This window comes from Acetobacter ghanensis (assembly GCF_001499675.1).
Lineage (GTDB): Bacteria > Pseudomonadota > Alphaproteobacteria > Acetobacterales > Acetobacteraceae > Acetobacter > Acetobacter ghanensis.
In genome coordinates, this window is sequence record NZ_LN609302.1 from 2,156,468 (window position 1) to 2,175,168 (window position 18,701).

The window sequence follows — 18,701 nt, forward strand, 5'->3', positions numbered from 1 at the left end:
CGCAAAACCCGTTTACCCCCGTTCAAACGCACGCAGGGCTTTAACGCCCTGCCACAAGACAGCAGCTCTGTCCCCCACTCCTCTGGGCTGGCCCGCCTGAGCGGAACCACGTGCCAGATCGCGCTTTGCCAGCACGGCAGGCAGCGCTGCGATCCTGACCGGTGCCGGGAGCCGGGGCCAGTCCAGTTCCGCCAGCCATGCCTGCCCCTGCTGGCGGAGTGCGCCTTCATTCGCAGGATAGATGAACCGCCCTGACTGCTGGATGGCAGGCCAATGCCGCAGCATGGCCCCTGCACCATATGCCATGCCGCAGGCCTCCAGCCTGTGCAGCAGGTCGTCATCCTCCACCCCAAGCACTTCACCAACAGCACGCTGCAAGGCTCCGGGACCATCCCGCATCACCCCCAACCACGTAGCCAGATCTCGCGAGCCGGTCAGTTCCATCTCGCAGGAGTGAACAAGCCGGAGCAGTGTTACCTGCCGGGCCTGCCCACGCTCGAGCATCTCCAGCACAAAAGGCGCCAGATCGTGCTCGGGTGGGCGCGTTTGTTCCAGCACCTCGCGCCACCATTGCAGCCGGACCAGCCCCGCCATGGGGCCTGCAACAGCTGCGGAGCGTGCAGGAGCCAGCGCGCGAATCAGCTCATTATGGAACGCCAGCAGCACCAACCCGCCCTGTTGTACGGATGCGGGCAAAAAACGCGTACAAAGCAGCCTGTCCACATCCCCCGCCGCCAGCCGCGCCAATGCCTGCATATCCGCCTGTGTTGGATGGTTTTTCATGGCTGTATCCTACTGCTCCGGCGTGGTGGCATGTTGCAAATTCCCGCTGTTTCATGCGTAATGCACATATAGCTTTCCTTACGGACTGCCGCGCCACCCCACCCCCACCAGCAGGGCAAGTTTCCGTGAGCGAGGGAAAGAGACGCGGGTTTGAACATCCGATCTCTGTGCCATCTGGCACGCCCATAGCTCTGGGACAGGCGCGTTTTACACACGCCCTGCTTTATACGACGGAGTTATGTCATGGCTTTTGAACTGCCAACCCTCCCCTACGCTCCCAACGCCCTTGCCGCCCGTGGCATGTGCCAGGAAACGCTCGAATTCCACCACGGCAAGCACCACCTGGCTTACGTAAACACCCTGAACACGCTGCTCGAAGGCAAGCCCGACCTTGCTGGCAAGTCTTTGGAAGAGATCATTCTTGCAGCACACGGCAAGGCTGACCTGACCGGCCTGTTCAATAATGCTGGCCAGCATTGGAACCACTCCTTCTTCTGGAACAGCCTGTCCACGACCGGTGGGGCTATGCCCGAAAAGCTGGGTGCCAAAATTACCTCAGACTTTGGTAGCATCGACACCTTCAAGGAAGAATTCCGCAAGGCCGCCATTTCCCAGTTCGGGTCTGGCTGGGCCTGGCTGGTGCTGGGCAAGGATGGCAAGCTGGCCATTACCAAAACCCCCAACGGCACCAACCCGCTGGCCGAAGGTCAGGGCAAGGCCCTGCTGACGGCTGACGTTTGGGAACACTCCTACTATCTGGACTTCCGCAACCGTCGCCCCGACTACATCACCAACTTCCTGGACAAGCTGGCAAACTATGAATTTGCCGAAGCCCAGCTGAACGCGGCCTAAGTTTACAGCCCCAAGCCCCAGCGGCTGGAGCAGGAAGGCGAAGCCCCTTTTGGGGTTTCGCCTTTTTTCATATCCGCCATTCCAACAGTGTGCAGCTTATGCACACATGCCTCTTGATTGTGCCCTCCCCCCTTCCAATCTTAGAATTGTCAACAAGGCAGACCCTGCCCTCCGTTGCCGCACAGCGGGACGGGGCAAGGCCTTCAGTCGCCTAAGATAAAGGGACAAGAGGGATATTATGGATATTGCAAAATTTACCGAACGCTCACGTGGTTTTCTGCAGGCAGCACAAACCATTGCACTGCGTGACTTCAACCAGCAGCTTACGTCCGAGCATCTGCTTAAGGCCATGCTGGATGATGAGGAAGGCGCTGCATCGGCCCTGATCCGCGCCGCGGGTGGCAACCCAGATGGCGCACGCGCTGCAAACGAGCAGGCTTTGGCCAAACTGCCCAAAGTACAGGGCAGTGGCGCGGGGCAACCGTCGGCAACACCCGATCTGGTGCGCACGCTGGATGCCGCCGAGCAGATTGCGCAAAAAGCGGGCGACAGCTTTGTCGCACAGGACCGCCTTCTGGTCGCGCTTGCCGCATCCGACAGCCCGGCCGGGCAGGCGCTCAAAACCAACGGCGCCACCCCCGAAGCTCTTGAAAAAGCCATTGCCACCATTCGCAAGGGACGCACAGTGACCAGCGAAAACGCCGAAGTCAATTTTGACGCGCTTAAAAAATATGCCCGTGACGTAACGGAAGTTGCACAACAGGGCAAACTGGACCCCGTGATTGGCCGTGATGAGGAAATCCGCCGCGCCATTCAGGTTCTGGCCCGCCGCAGCAAAAATAACCCGGTTCTGATTGGTGAACCCGGCGTGGGTAAGACCGCCATTGTGGAAGGTCTGGCCCAGCGGATTGTGAACGGCGATGTGCCCGAAGCGCTTAAAAACAAAAAGCTGCTCTCGCTCGACATGGGCGCGCTGGTTGCAGGTGCCAAATACCGTGGTGAGTTTGAAGAACGCCTGAAAGCGGTGCTGAAGGAAATTGAGTCCGCCGAAGGTCAGGTCATCCTGTTCATTGACGAAATGCACACATTGGTTGGCGCAGGCCGCACCGATGGGGCCATGGACGCATCCAACCTGATCAAGCCGGAACTGGCACGTGGCACGCTGCACTGCATTGGCGCCACCACGCTGGATGAATACCGCAAGTATATTGAAAAAGACGCCGCTCTGGCCCGCCGCTTCCAGCCTGTGTTTGTGGGTGAACCGTCGGTAGCGGACACCATTTCCATCCTGCGCGGGATCAAGGAAAAATACGAACTCCACCACGGCGTGCGCATTACCGATAGCGCACTGGTGGCGGCTGCCACCCTGTCCAACCGGTATATTACGGACCGCTTCCTGCCCGATAAGGCGATTGACCTGATCGACGAGGCAGCCAGCCGCCTGCGTATGCAGATCGACAGCAAACCCGAAGAACTGGACGAACTAGACCGCCGCATTATCCAGCTCAAAATTGAGCGTGAAGCCCTGCGCAAGGAAGATGATACGGCCAGTAAGGACCGGCTGGAAGCCGTTGAAGTTGAACTGGCTGATCTGGAAGAAAAATCCAACACGCTCAGTGCTGCATGGCACGCGGAAAAAGACCGTGTGAACGCGGTGCAGAAGTTGCAGGAACAGCTTGATCAGGCTCGTTCCGATGTGGAAGTGGCCCAGCGCAAGGGCGATCTGCAACGTGCATCTGAACTGATGTATGGCGTTATCCCCAACCTGCAAACCCAGATTGCCGAAGCCCAGAAAACGGAAGAAGAGGAAGCCAAAAGCGCCAACCTTGTCTCCGAAGCGGTAACGGATCAGGGCGTTGCCTCGGTTGTCTCACGCTGGACTGGCGTGCCGGTGGACCGCATGTTGGAAGGTGAACGCGCCAAACTGCTGCGGATGGAAGACGAACTGCGCAAGTCCGTTGTTGGGCAGGAACCCGCCCTGCGTGCCGTTGCCAATGCTGTGCGCCGTGCCCGCGCTGGCCTGCAGGACCCCAACGTCCGATCGGATCGTTCCTGTTCCTCGGCCCAACGGGGGTTGGCAAAACGGAGCTGACCAAAGCACTGGCTCGCTTCCTGTTTGATGATGACAAGGCCCTGCTGCGCATCGACATGAGCGAGTTCATGGAAAAGCACGCCGTGGCCCGCCTGATTGGTGCCCCTCCGGGTTACGTGGGTTACGAGGAAGGTGGTGTGCTGACCGAAGCCGTACGCCGCCGCCCCTATCAGGTCATCCTGTTTGATGAGGTGGAAAAGGCGCATGAAGATGTGTTCAACATCCTCCTGCAGGTGCTTGATGATGGCCGCCTGACGGATGGGCAGGGCCGTACTGTGGACTTCCGCAATACGCTCATTATCCTGACCAGCAACCTTGGCTCCGAATATCTAGCCAACCAGCCGGATGGGGATACACCAGCCATGGTGCAGGCTCAGGTCATGAAGGTGGTGCGCGAACACTTCCGCCCTGAATTCCTGAACCGTCTGGATGAGGTTATTCTCTTCTCGCGGCTTCAGCGGGCAGATATGGCCAAGATTGTGGATATTCAGGTCGCCCGTCTGCAAAAACTGCTCGAAGACCGCAAGATCACCCTGCACCTCGATAATCTGGCTGAAACATGGCTGGCGAACGAGGGGTATGACCCGGTTTATGGGGCACGTCCGCTTAAAAGGGTTATCCAGCGCAGCTTGCAGAACCCGCTGGCCGGGCAGTTGCTGGAAGGCACAATCCATGATGGAGAGACCGTCAATATCTCCGCCGATGGGGATGGCCTGCTGATTAATGGCAAAACCGCCGCTGAGCCCGAACTCGCTTACTAAGCAGACCCAATCTGGCCTGCTTGCTACGGCAGATAAAAAAACGGGAGGGCCCGCGCCTTCCCGTTTTTTATTATAGGAATAGGAACCAACACCATGTCCGAGCCTGAATGGCTTGTCTGGGCCAGAGAGGTTCAGGCCATCGCCCAAACAGGGCTGACCTTCACCAAGGACCCGTTTGACCGCGAACGGTATGAAATGCTGCGCCATATTGCGGCGCAGATGATGGCCAAAGGCAGTGCCGCCCCCATACAGCAGATTGAAAACCTGTTCAGCCAGCAAACCGGCTACGCTACCCCCAAGCTGGAAGTCCGCACTGGTGTGTTTGATGCCCAGAACCGGCTCCTGATGGTGCGTGAAGTGCTGGACCAGAACCGCTGGACCGTCCCCGGTGGGTGGGCGGATGTCAATCTGACCGCCTCGGAATCCGCCGCCAAGGAAGTGTGGGAAGAAACCGGCTACACGGTGCGGATTACGCGTCTGGCGATGGTGCTTGACCGGGCGCGACAGGGGCATGAACCGCCAGAAGCTTTTTCCATTACCAAAATGTTTTTTCTGGGAGAGCTAACCGGTGGCGCGCCTGCCACCAGCATTGAAACAAGCGAAGTCCGCTTTTTTGCCCGTAACGAGATCCCGCATGATCTTTCAACCGGGCGTATCTCCCGCAACCAGATCGACCGGTTGTTTGCCCATCATGCTGATCTAAGACTGATGACCGAATTTGACTGATAAAAAAATAACGGAGCGCGGTGTAAACCCCACTCCGTTATTTTTAAAACCTACTCCCCAAAGCCTGCATTCAGGCCAGTTGGGGCGTAATATGCTTGAACTGCCGCTCAAACCGGGCCCGGTCTTCCGCCAGAAGGCGAACGGTTATATCCGTATCTTCCTCCCGGTCATGGCGGTCAATCACCTCTCCATGCTGGTATAGCCATGCCAATGCTGCACCATCGGCCAGCGGCATGGCATAACGCACGACTTCCATACCTGAGGTAATGCGCTGGTCGATCCGGTCTAGCAGCCTATCAAGCCCATCGCCCGTTATGGCGGAAATAGCGACTGTCTCATCCCCCTGAGGGACCGCCATCTGTCCACCCAGAAGGTCAACCTTGTTCAGAACTTCAATCGTCCGGCTCGGCCAGTCCTGCTCCAACATGTTGTCCTTGGCCATGCTATCCAGCACACCCAGCACATCCCTTTTCTGCGCGGCACTGTCCGGATGTGCAATGTCCCGCACATGCAGGATAATGTCCGCCTCAGCCACTTCTTCCAACGTTGCACGGAAAGCGGCAATCAGCTCGGTTGGCAGATCACTGATAAAACCCACCGTGTCAGACAGGATAACCTGTCGGCCAGATGGCAGTTCAATAGCGCGCATGGTTGGGTCCAGCGTGGCAAACAACTGGTCCTGCGCATAAACCGTGGCCCCGGTCAGGGCATTGAACAGGGTGGATTTGCCCGCGTTGGTGTACCCCACAAGAGCCACAACAGGGAACGGAACCCGCTTGCGCGCCTGACGGTGCAGGCCACGCGTACGCCGCACCTGCTCCAGATCTTTTTTAAGCCGGACGATACGTTCGCCAATCATGCGGCGGTCAGCTTCGATCTGGGTTTCACCCGGACCACCCAAAAAGCCAAAACCACCACGCTGGCGTTCAAGATGGGTCCACAACCGGACCAGACGGGAGCGCTGATATTCCAGGTGGGCCAGTTCGACCTGCAACGTCCCTTCCCGCGTGGCAGCACGGGCACCAAAAATATCCAGAATAAGGCCAGTACGGTCGATAACCTTGCAACCGAACTCGGTTTCCAGATTACGCTGCTGGGCTGGGGTTAGCTTGGTGTCCACCACCAGCACGTCAATATTATCCGCTTTAACGGCAATTCTGAGGGAATCAATCTGCCCTTTGCCCAGCAATGTTGCCGAACGGCGGGTACGCAGCAAAAGAACGGCTTTACGGACAATAACCAGACCAATGGAGGCAGTCAGACCAACAGCTTCTTCCAGTCTGGCTTCTGCCGCCCTTACGTCCTGCCCGTGGGCAGAGCGCTCCCATGGCAGGATGACGGCAGCACGCGTTGCAACCGCCTTTTTCTTCTCAGTAAAACTCGTCGCCAAGAGATGGTTCCTTGTCCGCCTTTGCGCCCGCTCCGGTGGAGTCTGCAATATCTACGGGAATGCTGGGCATAACAGTGCTGATGGCATGTTTGTAAATAAGCTGGGTCTGCTCATCACGCCGGAGAAGCACTACCTGATCATCAAACCACGTAATAAAACCCTGAAGTTTGACACCGTTGACCAAAAATACGGTTACGGCCGCCCGAGAACGACGAATCTGGCCTAAAAATGCGTCCTGCACATTATGTGCACTCTCTTTTTCCACTGTGTGAGACCCTATCCCATATTATTTTTTTCTTGGAAGCCAGACCTAACGCTTTATCTGACTCGCAACAACTCACTGATCAGCCAGTGTTCCGTTCATCCGATGTTACACCAAGCTGCTTGAGTTTGCGATGCAAAGCGCTCCGCTCCATGCCCACAAACAGCGCTGTGCGACTTATGTTCCCTCCAAAACGCAATAATTGTGCCTGAAGGTACTGTGTCTCAAACAAATCGCGCGCTTCTCTCAGCGGCAGGCTCATCACATCGGTGGAGGCATCGAACTTCAGCAGGCCCGGGGCATTCTCCCCAATGGTGGCTGGCAGCATGTCTGCCCGGATCAGATCCTGGCTGCTACCGGGCTGCATAATAAGGACGCGTTCCATCAGGTTACGCAGTTCGCGCACATTGCCCGGCCAGTCATACGCCTGCAAAACAGCCACCGCATCGGGCGACAGATCGCGCGAGGGCAGCCCCGCCATTTCGGCCGCACGGTGCAGGAAGAGCGTGGCCAGCCCCGGAATATCATCCCGCCGCTCCTTGAGCGCAGGCATCCGCAAGGGGACCACCGCCAGACGGTAGTACAGGTCCTCCCTAAAGCGCCCGCCCACAACTTCAGCCTGAAGGTCGCGGTTGGTGGTGGCAAGCACACGCACATCCACCTTAACGCGGGACCCTCCGCCCAACCGCTCGAATGTCTGATCCTGTAGCGCGCGTACAATCTTGCCCTGTGTCTCCAGCGGCATGTCCGCCACCTCGTCCAGCAGCAGAGTGCCGCCATGCGCCCGCTCCAGCACCCCGGTGCGGCGGCCCACGCCATCAACCCCGCCTTCCAGCCCGAACAGTTCTTCCTCAAACCGACCGGGGGCCAATGTTGCACAATTCAGCGCCACAAACGGCCCATCTGCCCGGCGTGATCGGGCGTGGATCATACGGGCGGCCACTTCCTTGCCCGAACCCGGTCCACCACTAATCAACACGCGTGAGCCAGTGGGGGCCACTTTTTCAATCTGGTTGCGAATGGCAACAATCTGCGCGCTGTTGCCATACAGATCTGCATCCTGCCCGGCCCGGAGCCGCAGTTCCTCATTTTCCCGCGCGAGGCGTGATGCCTCCAGCGCGCGCCGAACAATGACGAGCAGCCGGTCTGCCTGAAAAGGTTTTTCTATAAAGTCATATGCGCCGTGCTGAAGAGCAGCCACAGCGGTTTCGATTGTGCCGTGGCCTGAAATCATAACCACGGGTACGGAGGCTTCCTCCGCCTTCATGGTTTGCAGAATTTCCAGCCCATCCATATCGGAGCCCTGCAACCACACATCCAGAATGACAAGAGACGGCCTTCGCGCCCTAAAGGCAGCCAGAGCAGCCTCGGAACTGGAGGCCACGCGGGCCTCATACCCCTCATCACACAGAATGCCTTCAATCAGCATCCGAATATCGGGTTCGTCATCAACGATCAGGATTTCATGCGCCATGGTCGTCTTTCACCGGCAAAACCAGAGTAGCCACAGTTCCCTTCTCTCCTGCTCTGTCTTCCAGACGGACCGTTCCACCATGATCTTCCATGATTTTTTTCACAATAGCCAATCCCAGCCCTGTTCCTTTGGCTTTGTGTGTCACATAAGGCTCCGTCAGACGGTTCCTGTCATCCGAGGGAAGACCCACCCCATTGTCAGCCACGACAATAGCAATGTTTTCCTCCTCCCGCACTATACGTACCCAGACGTCCCCCTTAAGGCCGCCCGCCTGTTCCGGTGCATCCACCTGCCGGGTAACCATGGCAATGGCGTCTGCCGCATTTTGCAACAGGTTGATCAGTGCCTGACTGATAAGCCGCCGGTCGCAACGGACCATTGGCCCATGCTCGGGCAAATCAAGGTGGTACTTAATCTCATGATGGGCATTACGTTGCAGGATGAGAACCTCCTGCGCAATACGTGAAAGGTTCTCATCCTTCATAATTGGCTGCGGCATCCGGGCAAAAGCCGAAAATTCGTCCACCATGCGCCCAATATCGCCGACCTGCCGCACAATTGTGTCCGCACACTGGGAGAACGTCTCGGGGTCTGACGTAATTTCCTTCAAGAAACGACGTTTGAGACGCTCGGCCGCAAGCTGGATGGGGGTGAGCGGATTCTTGATCTCGTGCGCAATACGGCGGGCCACATCCGCCCATGCGGCCTTACGCTGGGCCTGTTGCAGGGCGGTAATGTCATCAAAGGTCATGACATACCCTTCGGTCACCGTACCACGCAGTTCCGCCCCCACCCGCACCAGCAGGGTACGCTGGCTGGTGGCCAGACCGATCTGAATTTCCCGCGTAAAGACCGCCTCTGGGGAACGGGTAATTTCATCCAACAGTCCGGCAAATTCTGGCACACGCGTGGCCAGTGGCTCGCCAATAGCATCCGCCAGATTGGTCTGGAGCAGGACGCTGGCTGCACGGTTTGGCAGTTCAATCCGCTGCTCCACATCCAGCCCGATCACCCCGGCGGACACACCAGACAGAACGGCCTCCGTAAACCGTCTGCGTTCGTTGATCTGGCCATAAGCCCGCATCAGTTCCGAACGCTGGCTGTCCAGTTCCTCCGTCATGCGGTTAAACGCGCGGGACAGGCTGGCAACCTCATCGTCCCGGTCGGTTTCGGGCACATGGACGCGCAGATCGCCCTCACTCACCCTGCGGGCCGCCATGCTCAGCAGGCCAAGCGGGCGGGCAATCTGGTTGGCCAGCGCAAAGCCGATCAGGGCGGCAACCGCCAGCACCAGCAACGCCACCAGCACAAAGATCATGACGAAGGTGAGCTGAATTTTGGCTTTGTTGCTGTTCAGGTGTTTGTAGTCCGCCACCACATTTTCCGTTCTGTGCATATGCTCCAGAATGGAAGGGTCCACCAACCGGGTAATCACCAGCATAAGTGTGGGCGTCTGCGACAGTTCCACAACAGCGCGCACCGTGCGCTCGTCCGGAGAGTCCAGAATGGCCACATCGTTGGACCGCGCCATGAGTGTTGCTGCTGGCGGGGGAAGATCCTGCAAATACCCCGTGCGACTCATCAGCCCGCCAGCGGCAACAACGCGGTTGGTAATGGGGTCATACACAAGGGCTTCTGTCAGCCCACGCATGGTTGCCTGACTATCCAGCATCTGGGACAAGGCATCATGGTCCTGCAACAGTTCCATGCCGCTGGCGGCCAACTCGTTCTGTGCGCTCATGATGTAGTTGGACATCGAGAACGCATCTGTACGAATATTGGCGTTATGTTCCTGCAAATACCCGCGTGACGCCTGCAAGGCTTCGTTGAGTGCCGTATTGACCCGGTCTGAAAACCAGATCTGAATTCCGTAATGGAAAAACAGGGTGGCAAACACCCCCACAACCACGGTGGGAGCCACCGCCACAATACCAAACAGGGTTACAAGGCGCACATGCAGGCGCGTGCCCGCCAACCCCTTGCGATATTCCACCAGTATGGGCCAGCCACGTACCCCCATGGCCAGCAGAAGCAGAAGCAGAACCAGCGCATTCACAAAAAGTACCAGCGGTTCCACCAGCGCGTAATGCCCGAAGGACATCCCGCCCGAAAGTACAACAAAGGTTGCAAACACCAGACAAAGCGCCAGTGCGACGAGCGTTATGGCAACGCTCCTGCGTTCCAGCGCCCGCAAAAGCCATTGCAGGCGCGAGCGCGAAAACAGATGTCTCAGGGAGAACCGGGGTGCTTTAATCATGCCTGTGGCTAGACTACGCCACGCACGACGGGAATCTCAAGGTCGCGTATTTTTTTACGCAAGGTATTCCTATTCAGCCCCAACATAGCGGCGGCCTTGATCTGGTTGCCTCTTGTTTCTGTCAACGTCATCTGGATAAGGGGGCGTTCCACTTCGGCTATGATGCGGGCGTGCAGGTCATGCAACGGCATACCCTCCCGACCAGCGGCAAGGTAACGCGCAATATGGCGGGAGACGGACTCCACCAGAGGTTCCTCCGCCTGCCGTGTATCGGGCGCAAAGTCACTAGCCAGCGGTTCAGCCAGTTCGGCATCCACAACTTCCGCCGTAATGGTTTCCTGCGAATAAAGGGCAACAATCCGGCGGATCAGGTTTTCCAGTTCCCGCACATTGCCCGGCCAACGCCACGCCTGCAGGCGGGTCATGGCGTCCTCATCCAGTGTTCTGTAGCCACCGCCCGCTTCACGACATTGTGCCAGAAAATGCCGGGCCAGTAGCGGAATATCCTCCCGCCGCTCCCGCAGGGGGGGCAAACGCAGCGGCACCACGTTTAAGCGGTAGTACAGATCCTCGCGGAATGTACCGGCCTGAATGGCCTGCCGCAGGTCCCTATGGGTAGCCGCCACAATGCGTACATCTGCATGCAAGGGTGTGGACCCACCCACCGTTGTAAACTCGCCTTCCTGCAAAACACGGAGCAGACGGGTCTGGGCCTCCTGCGGCATATCGCCGATTTCGTCCAGAAAAAGCGTCCCGCCGGAAGCCTGCTCGAACCGTCCGGGCATACGGCCAAGGTTGCCTCCTCGCTCGTAGCCGAAGAGTTCGCTCTCAATCTGCTCTCGCGGGATGGCCGCCATATTAACGGCAATAAACGGCCCACTCCGGCGGCGTCCATACTCGTGCAAGGCACGGGCGACCAGCTCCTTGCCCGTACCACTTTCGCCCGTAATCATAACCGTAAGGTCCGATGTCGTCAGGCGGGCAATGCTGCGGTAGATCCCCTGCATGACCATGGATTGCCCAATAAGAGGCAGACGCTCTTCCGGCGTTTGGGGCGTGTTGGGTTTTTCCGCTTCCTGCACTGGCGTTGTCAGGGCACGGGCAACAACAGCCAGCAATTCCTTAAGATCAAATGGTTTGGCGAGATATTCAAACGCCCCGCGCTGCGTGGCCTTAACGGCTGTTGTCAACGTGGACTGCGCGCTCATGACAATAACCCGCAGATCGGGGCGGATCTGGCGGATACGCGTAACAAGTTCCAGCCCGTTCCCATCGGGCATGGCCACATCGGTAATAACCAGATCCCCTTCGCCCTCCTGCACCCACTGCCACAGGGTGGCGGCGTAGGGGGTTACCTGAACCTGATACCCCGCGCGGCCAAGTGCCTGCCCCAGCACGGTGCGAATGGATCGGTCATCATCAGCAACAAGAATGGTGGGCAGCGGTGTCATACGTTTTGGACCAGAGGAATAACAACAGGGAGAGGCTTATCAGGCGCAGGCGCCGTTCAGGTCAAGGGAGACCGGCCCTTTCTTCCGCCAACGGAAGAAAAAGGCTAATTTCCGTCCGGCCCGGTCGGCTTTCAACTTCCATCACCCCGCCGTGGTCATCCATCACTTTGCCCACCAGCGCCAGACCAAGCCCACTGCCATTCACTTTGGTGGAAACAAATGGCTCGAACAGATGCGGCCGGACTGTTTCTGAAATTCCCGGCCCCGTATCCCTTATGGTGACAACAAGCGGAAGGTGCCGCCACTGAGTAGTGCCCGGAGCCGTTACGCGGATACCGGGGCGGTAGCTGGTCATCAGGGTAATATCCCCTTCCTTGCCCGCCTCCCGTACAGCCTCCGCCGCGTTTTTGACCAGATTGAGGAGGACCTGCACCAGCCTGTCCCGATCCCCCCAGACATGGGGGAGCGACGGGTCATACTGCTCGATAATCCGCAGACCTTTGGCAAAGCCGTTGCTGGCCAGCAGCTTTACGTGTTCCAGCAGGCGATGGATGTTCAGGGCGCGGTAATCCATCTGCGCCTCCCCAAACATCCCCATCCGTTCGACCAGCGCGTCTATACGGTCCACTTCATCACAGATCAGGGTAGCAAGGTCACGGTCAGCATCGCTCACGGCCTGCTCAAGCAACTGGGCGGCCCCTTTTATGCCGGAAAGGGGGTTCCGCACCTCATGCGCCAGCATGGCCGCCATACCGGATACGCTGCGTGCCGCCGAACGATAAACCTGCTGCTGGTCCAACACCCGTGCCGTGGAAGGCTGATGGAACGTCAGCAAAATATGGTCCGGGTAATCCAGCACTTCCGCACCCTGCACGCTTACGCCCTCGTGGTGGAACCGCGGCGAGCTGAACAGCAGGTCATGCTCGGTCACGCTGCCACCCCGCTGGCGCAAATGGGCGAGCAGCAAAAAAATCGGGTGGTCGGAAGGGGCAATTTCCTCCATCCCGCCAGCCTTGATCTGTTGGCGGGACATGCCAAAAAACTCTTCCGCAGCCATGTTGACTGCAAGCACCGTATTGCCCGCCCCGACCTCCAACATAGGCACAGGCAGGCTGTCCAGTAGAAGCGCCGCGTCAGGCTCTGCCCTGTCTGGCGCTCTGGTGCTCACGCCGCGTGAGCCTGTTCTTGCTGCCGCGCCGTTTCCTGCCGGGAGGCCCGAGGCTCCCGCTCGGCTCCGGCCGCAATCTGCTGGTCATAGAAATCCGCAATCATGCGCACGGCTTCTTCTGGGGTTTCTACCCGATTGAAGGCCGCGCGGAATGCTGCGGAAGCCGGAAGGCCGGCCGAATACCATGACACATGCTTACGCGCCAGCCGCAGACCGGGCCGCTGGCCAAAATGCTCCAGCATCATGCCATAATGCTCCAGCACAATGGCTTTTTCCTGTTCCAGTGTGGGGTCAGGCATCTCCACCCCCGTGCGCAAGGCATGAGCAACCTGCGCCAGAAACCACGGGCGCCCATAGCAGCCACGGCCGATCATCACCCCATCAGCACCAGATTGCGCCAGCGCATTGCGGGCGTCTGCTACGGTCAGAATGTCTCCGTTCACAATAACGGGCAGGTCCACCGCATCTTTAACGTTGCGCACAAAGGCCCAGTCGGCTGTCCCGTTGTAGAACTGCTGGCGTGTGCGCCCATGCACCGTAATCATGCGGATACCCGCATCCTGCGCAATACGGGCCAGCACAGGGGCGTTGAGGTGGGCATGGTCCCACCCCATGCGCATTTTGAGCGTGACGGGAACAGAAACAGCCCGAACCACCGTTTGCAGCATACGCTGAGCGGCGGCCTCATCGCGCATCAGAGCCGAGCCTGCCATTTGCCCTACGGCGACTTTTTTAACCGGACAGCCAAAATTGATGTCAATCAGGTCGGCCCCACGGTCCACCGCAATGCGGGCGGCCTCGGCCATGGCATCCGGGTCGCAGCCAGCCAACTGCACGGCATTGGGGCCACCGGCATCGGCCACTTCCGCCATACGCAGCGTGGTGTCGTTCTCACGCACCATAGCCCATGAGGCAATCATTTCGGAAACAACAAGGCCGGCTCCAAGCCTGCGGGCCAACCGCCGGAATGGCAGGTCGGTCACACCGGACATGGGTGCCAGAATTACCGGCGTTTCAAGAACAACACCGCCCAGATCAATGGGACGCAGCAGAGGTTGCGTTTGCACAGTCATTTCCATTTGCCTACGAATTAGGCAGAAATACCGCTCCACGCCCCCCTGTGCAATGTTTTTCGTAGAGGTTGGGCCGTAAAAACCTTACGGCACCAGCACAGAAACCGTTGCCGCGCAGGCGATCCCTTCTTCCCGCCCGGTAAAGCCCAGACGTTCGGAGGTTGTCGCCTTAACGGAAATACGGTCCACGTCCACTTCCAGCAGTGCCGCCAGACGTTCCCGCATGGCTTGGGCATGGGGGCCAATCTTGGGGCGCTCGCAGATCAGGGTCAGGTCCGCGTTCACCAGCATCCCCCCACGGTCGCGAATACGCTGGCCTGCATGAATAAGGAAGCGCGCACTATCCGCATCCTTCCATTCATTCTGGCTGGGAGGAAAGTGGCGGCCAATATCGCCTTCCGCCAAAGCGCCATAAATGGCATCGCACAGCGCATGGATGCCCACATCGGCATCGGAATGCCCGGCAAGACCATGCGTATGGGGGATGGTAATCCCGCACATAATCAGTGGACGCCCCTCTTCAAAGGCATGCACATCGTACCCAAGGCCCACACGCGGCAGCAATGTGGGACCAATCAGCCTTTCAAGACGCACCAGATCAGCCTCGTATGTCAGTTTGATATTGTCTTCATCGCCGGGAACAAGGGCTACGCTAAACCCGGCATCTTCCAGCAATCTGGCGTCATCCGTCGCGTTTAGCGAAGCGGCTGCGCGGTGCAGGTCCAAAAACAGACCGAAGCGGAAGCCCTGTGGCGTTTGCGCACGGAACAGATGCTCCCGCGGGACTGTGCCATCAATCACACCGTCTTTTTCGCGCTTGAGCGTATCGGCAACGGGCACGGCAGGAATAGCGCCCGGATGCTCGGCCAGTGCGGCCACAACATTGCTGACCAGTTGGCCCGTCACATAAGGTCGGGCGCCATCATGCACCAGCACCAGGTCGGGCTTCTGCTCTGGGGGGAGCGCGTCCAGCGCCTCCAGCCCGGCGCGCACACTGGCCTGTCTGGTCTGCCCACCCTGTACTGGTGGCAGAACATCCAGACCGTCCAGCGCCTCGGCCAGCGAGGCCGGGTCTCCCACAGGCTGAATAGAGGTGACATGCGGCAGAAGAGCCTCTGCGGCATGACGGATAACGGGCTGACCGGCAAGCAGCACGTACTGCTTGGGTGTGGCGCACCCCGTGGTGGCGGCATAGCGGCTGCCTGTGCCGGCAGCCAGTAGAATGGCAGCTACTCGCATGTCCGAAGCAATGGAGCCACGCCCCTGCCCCGTCAAGCCTCAAAATGGCAGGAGAGACATCCCACCCTCAAATCGAAGCATACGGCGCTAACACCAACACGCCGCGCACTGGCGGCATGCGCCAGCACACCCGTCCGAAAAAAGACAGCACCGTGGTGGCGCCCCACAACAAAGAGCGCCCCACCAGCCAGAGGCAGGATGAGCGTCACAGGTTCAGGGTCTTGTCCGGCCCTGCTGTCTTTCTGGCGGAATAATACCTCAACTTAAAGAGCGGCATCCCCCGTCTCACGCGTGCGGATACGGATGACACGATCGAGTTCACTGACAAAAATTTTGCCATCCCCGATCTTGCCCGTATGGGCTGCATCCAGAATCGCTTCCAGAACCTGGTCAAGCAGGGCATCGCTCACAGCGACTTCCACCTTGATCTTGGGCAGGAAGCTGATCCGGTATTCAGCTCCACGGTAAATTTCCGTCTGCCCTTTCTGGCGACCAAACCCCTTGACCTCGGAAACAGTGATCCCCTGCACACCAAGCGGCGCAAGAGCCTCCCTGACATCATCGAGTTTAAAGGGCTTTATAATGGCGGTAATCAGCTTCATACTGCCTGCAACTCCCTGCTGCAAAACATTTCCATGACGTTACGATGTTGGCACAGTTAAATACCAATTGCCAAGAGCTTTGATGCACCTCAAAGCAAGACGGCTGGTTTTCCCTCAAAGGAGGGAGCATATAGGGGGCATGATCTTCAACAGCCTGTGCAGGCTTTTGGGTTTTATCGCCTGCCAGCAGTGTGAAACTTAAGGATAAAAACCGCATGCGCTCAATCTCCCCGGACGCCAAGCCAGAGAACGCCCACACCCATACCTCGCATCTTGCGGATGTGGACGTGTGCATTATCGGCGCAGGCCCCGTTGGCGCTGCTCTGGCGTGCCGCCTGGCCCGGGGCGGTATGCGCGTGGCCATTGTGGACAAGACCGCCCTCCCCCCGATGGAAAACCCGGATCTGGACGGACGCGCCTACGCCATTGCCGCTGGCCCCAAGGAATACCTTGAGAGCGCGGGCGTGTGGGATGCCCTGCCCGCCACGCCCTGCCCGATTGAGGAAATTCTGGTCACGGATGGCCGTCCGGGCGAACCGGCCTCGTCCCTTTTCTTGAATTCACGCGGGAGGATGCAACGCAGCCTTTTGGCTGGATGGTTGAGGCCCGCGCCCTGCGTGTGGCTTTGAACAGGTGCCTGGACGCCACCCCCGGCGTGACAGTGCTGGCCCCGGCCGAGGCAAAAATTACCCGCACAGCCCAAAGTGCTCATGTGCAGCTTAACGATGGCCGCAGCTTTCATGCCCGTCTGATTGTGGCAGCCGATGGCCGCCGCAGCCGCCTGCGGTCCGAAGCAGGTATCCCCCTGACCCGCCTGCCTTACGGGCAAACGGCCATTGTGTGCGCCATTGCCCATGAATTGCCGCATGACAACAGCGCACTGGAGCACTTCCTACCCGCTGGGCCATTTGCGCAGCTTCCCATGACCGGCACGGATGAGCACCCCTACATGTCCGCCATTGTGTGGAGCGACAAGGACGGCATCGCAGAGCGCTTTGCCGCCCTGCCGGATGATGCCTTTGCCCGGCAGGTTGAGCGCCGCATGGGCAACACCCGTCTGGGCCGCGTAACCCCTGTTGGACGGCGCTGGACATACCCTCTTTCCGCCCAGTATGCTGCACGTTACACGGATACGCGCATGATTCTGGTGGGTGACGCAGCGCACGGCATACATCCCATTGCGGGACAGGGGCTAAACCTTGGCTACCGGGACATTATTCATCTGACCCCCCTGCTGCTGGACATACACGCACAGGGCAAGGACCCCGGCACCCCCGCTGTTCTGGCGCGGTATCAGGCCTTGTGTCGCCCGGCCAATATGCTCATGCTGGCAGCAACAGATGCGCTGGACAGGCTGTTCAGTAACGACAACCCGGTCCTTCGTCTGGCGCGTGATCTGGGCATTGCGGGTGTGCACCGCCTTCCCGCCCTGCGGAAGGCCTTTGTAAAGCACGCCATGGGTTTGTAGTAACGGAGAAGCGGGGATGCAGGACGGTAATGTTGCCTCAGTCAGTTCCAGCCACTTTGAAGAAAGTAGCATGATGTGCGCGCCACAGCTTAACGTGCTGTGGCGGCAGATGACGCAACAGGCATGCAGTTGCCACGACCCGCTGGTGCGGGGTCTGCTGGCAACTGGCGTGCGCAGCCATTCCAGCTTTGCCTCAGCCCTTGCGGCCCTGATTGGCCGCAAACTGGGTGACAGATCTGTTGCTGCTGATGCTCTTTCAGAACTGGTGAAAGAGAGCTTTGACGCGGAACCGGATATTGTGTGCGCCGCAGCCGCGGACCTGCTGGCCATTCGGGAGCGGGACCCCGCCTGCCCGGACTTTGTAACGCCATTCCTGTTTTTTAAAGGCTACCATGCCGTTCAGACGTACCGGGTTGCCCGCTGGCTCTGGCTCTCTGGTCGGCGGCATCTGGCCCTGCATCTACAAAGCCGCGCCTCGGAACTGTTTGGTGTGGACATTCACCCTGCAGCCCGGCTTGGCCGCCGCATTCTGTTCGACCACGGCACCGGTATTGTGGTGGGAGAAACATCCATTATTGAGGACGATGTTTCCATCCTACAAAATGTTACCCTTGGCGGCACAGGCAAGCACTGTGGAGATCGCCACCCCAAGGTACGCCGTGGCGTGCTGATTGGCGCAGGCGCAAAAGTGTTGGGAAATATTGAAATTGGGGAAGGCGCCAAAATTGGTGCAGGCTCCATTGTGTTGGAACCCGTCCCCCCCTTTACCACGGTTGTTGGCAACCCGGCCCGCAAGGTTGGTGTGCGCCACAAAGGTATGCCCGCCCTCAATATGGACCAGACACTCCCCCCGATTGATTACATTATTTAATCATCAATCCGTGGTGGAGAGAGCATAAAGCACTCCACCACAGGCATTACGTTACAAACACCCTAATAGGGCCTAAACGCAAAAAAAGGCGGAGTTTTATCCCCCACCCTCGTAACAACTTAAAGCTATAAAAAATGGTGCGCCCTATTGGATTCGAACCAATGACCCACAGCTTAGAAGGCTGTTGCTCTATCCAACTGAGCTAAGGGCGCGGAATAGCCCCTTTCGCATA

The 18,701-nt window shown here is 58.7% G+C and carries 13 protein-coding genes, 1 tRNA gene and 2 pseudogenes; 5 read left to right on the forward strand and 11 right to left on the reverse strand.

Going from position 1 to position 18,701, the window contains the following annotated elements:
- Positions 1 to 12 precede the first annotated feature (12 nt).
- Positions 13 to 783 carry a squalene/phytoene synthase family protein gene (locus tag AGA_RS10085; RefSeq protein ID WP_059024196.1) on the reverse strand — a complete coding sequence of 257 codons (771 nt, stop codon included), beginning with the start codon at positions 781 to 783 and terminating at the stop codon, positions 13 to 15.
- Between the two features lie 243 nt (positions 784 to 1,026).
- Between AGA_RS10085 and AGA_RS10090 the strand changes: the two genes are divergently transcribed.
- From AGA_RS10090 to AGA_RS10100, 3 genes and pseudogenes are all read left to right on the forward strand, one after another.
- A complete protein-coding gene (locus tag AGA_RS10090; protein ID WP_059024197.1) occupies positions 1,027 to 1,635 on the forward strand; it encodes a superoxide dismutase in 609 nt (202 codons plus the stop codon).
- A gap of 238 nt (positions 1,636 to 1,873) precedes the next feature.
- A pseudogene (clpB, locus tag AGA_RS10095) lies at positions 1,874 to 4,488 on the forward strand (ATP-dependent chaperone ClpB).
- A gap of 93 nt (positions 4,489 to 4,581) precedes the next feature.
- On the forward strand, positions 4,582 to 5,214 hold the full coding sequence (locus AGA_RS10100) for an NUDIX hydrolase (protein ID WP_059024198.1): 633 nt from the start codon (positions 4,582 to 4,584) through the stop codon (positions 5,212 to 5,214).
- Positions 5,215 to 5,284: 70 nt separating this feature from the next.
- Here AGA_RS10100 and hflX read toward each other — a convergent pair whose 3' ends face one another.
- From hflX to AGA_RS10145, 9 genes are all read right to left on the reverse strand, one after another.
- Positions 5,285 to 6,604 (reverse strand): GTPase HflX, encoded by a 1,320-nt coding sequence (gene hflX, locus AGA_RS10105; RefSeq protein WP_059024199.1) that lies wholly within the window; start codon positions 6,602 to 6,604, stop codon positions 5,285 to 5,287.
- Positions 6,585 to 6,869: an RNA chaperone Hfq gene (gene hfq, locus AGA_RS10110; protein ID WP_059024200.1), complete on the reverse strand. Its 285-nt coding sequence runs from the start codon at positions 6,867 to 6,869 to the stop codon at positions 6,585 to 6,587. Before hfq ends, hflX begins: the two co-directional genes overlap by 20 nt.
- Before the next feature lie 79 nt (positions 6,870 to 6,948).
- Positions 6,949 to 8,340 carry a nitrogen assimilation response regulator NtrX gene (ntrX, locus tag AGA_RS10115; protein ID WP_059024201.1) on the reverse strand — a complete coding sequence of 464 codons (1,392 nt, stop codon included), beginning with the start codon at positions 8,338 to 8,340 and terminating at the stop codon, positions 6,949 to 6,951.
- On the reverse strand, positions 8,330 to 10,594 hold the full coding sequence (locus tag AGA_RS10120; RefSeq protein ID WP_083503688.1) for a sensor histidine kinase NtrY-like: 2,265 nt from the start codon (positions 10,592 to 10,594) through the stop codon (positions 8,330 to 8,332). Before AGA_RS10120 ends, ntrX begins: the two co-directional genes overlap by 11 nt.
- 11 nt (positions 10,595 to 10,605) lie before the next feature.
- Positions 10,606 to 12,048, reverse strand: coding sequence for a nitrogen regulation protein NR(I) (gene ntrC / locus AGA_RS10125; RefSeq protein ID WP_059024203.1), 1,443 nt, complete (start codon positions 12,046 to 12,048; stop codon positions 10,606 to 10,608).
- A 61-nt stretch (positions 12,049 to 12,109) separates the two neighbouring features.
- On the reverse strand, positions 12,110 to 13,147 hold the full coding sequence (locus AGA_RS10130) for a two-component system sensor histidine kinase NtrB (RefSeq protein ID WP_083503689.1): 1,038 nt from the start codon (positions 13,145 to 13,147) through the stop codon (positions 12,110 to 12,112).
- Positions 13,148 to 13,212: 65 nt separating this feature from the next.
- Positions 13,213 to 14,283 carry a tRNA dihydrouridine synthase DusB gene (gene dusB / locus AGA_RS10135; protein ID WP_172793737.1) on the reverse strand — a complete coding sequence of 357 codons (1,071 nt, stop codon included), beginning with the start codon at positions 14,281 to 14,283 and terminating at the stop codon, positions 13,213 to 13,215.
- Positions 14,284 to 14,373: 90 nt separating this feature from the next.
- The gene (ispF, locus tag AGA_RS10140) at positions 14,374 to 15,528 is read right to left on the reverse strand and encodes a 2-C-methyl-D-erythritol 2,4-cyclodiphosphate synthase (RefSeq protein WP_059024821.1); all 1,155 of its coding nucleotides are present in this window, start codon (positions 15,526 to 15,528) and stop codon (positions 14,374 to 14,376) included.
- A 263-nt stretch (positions 15,529 to 15,791) separates the two neighbouring features.
- Entirely contained in the window at positions 15,792 to 16,130 is a 339-nt protein-coding gene (locus AGA_RS10145) for a P-II family nitrogen regulator (RefSeq protein WP_059024206.1), read from the reverse strand.
- Between the two features lie 215 nt (positions 16,131 to 16,345).
- Between AGA_RS10145 and AGA_RS10150 the strand changes: the two are divergent.
- Positions 16,346 to 17,598, forward strand: a pseudogene (locus AGA_RS10150) (UbiH/UbiF/VisC/COQ6 family ubiquinone biosynthesis hydroxylase).
- 70 nt (positions 17,599 to 17,668) lie between these two features.
- Complete coding sequence (gene cysE, locus AGA_RS10155; RefSeq protein WP_231946132.1) at positions 17,669 to 18,469, forward strand: serine O-acetyltransferase; 801 nt, start codon at positions 17,669 to 17,671, stop codon at positions 18,467 to 18,469.
- 135 nt (positions 18,470 to 18,604) lie between these two features.
- Here the strand turns inward: cysE and AGA_RS10160 are convergent.
- Positions 18,605 to 18,681 (reverse strand) — tRNA-Arg (locus AGA_RS10160).
- Positions 18,682 to 18,701: the final 20 nt, after the last annotated feature.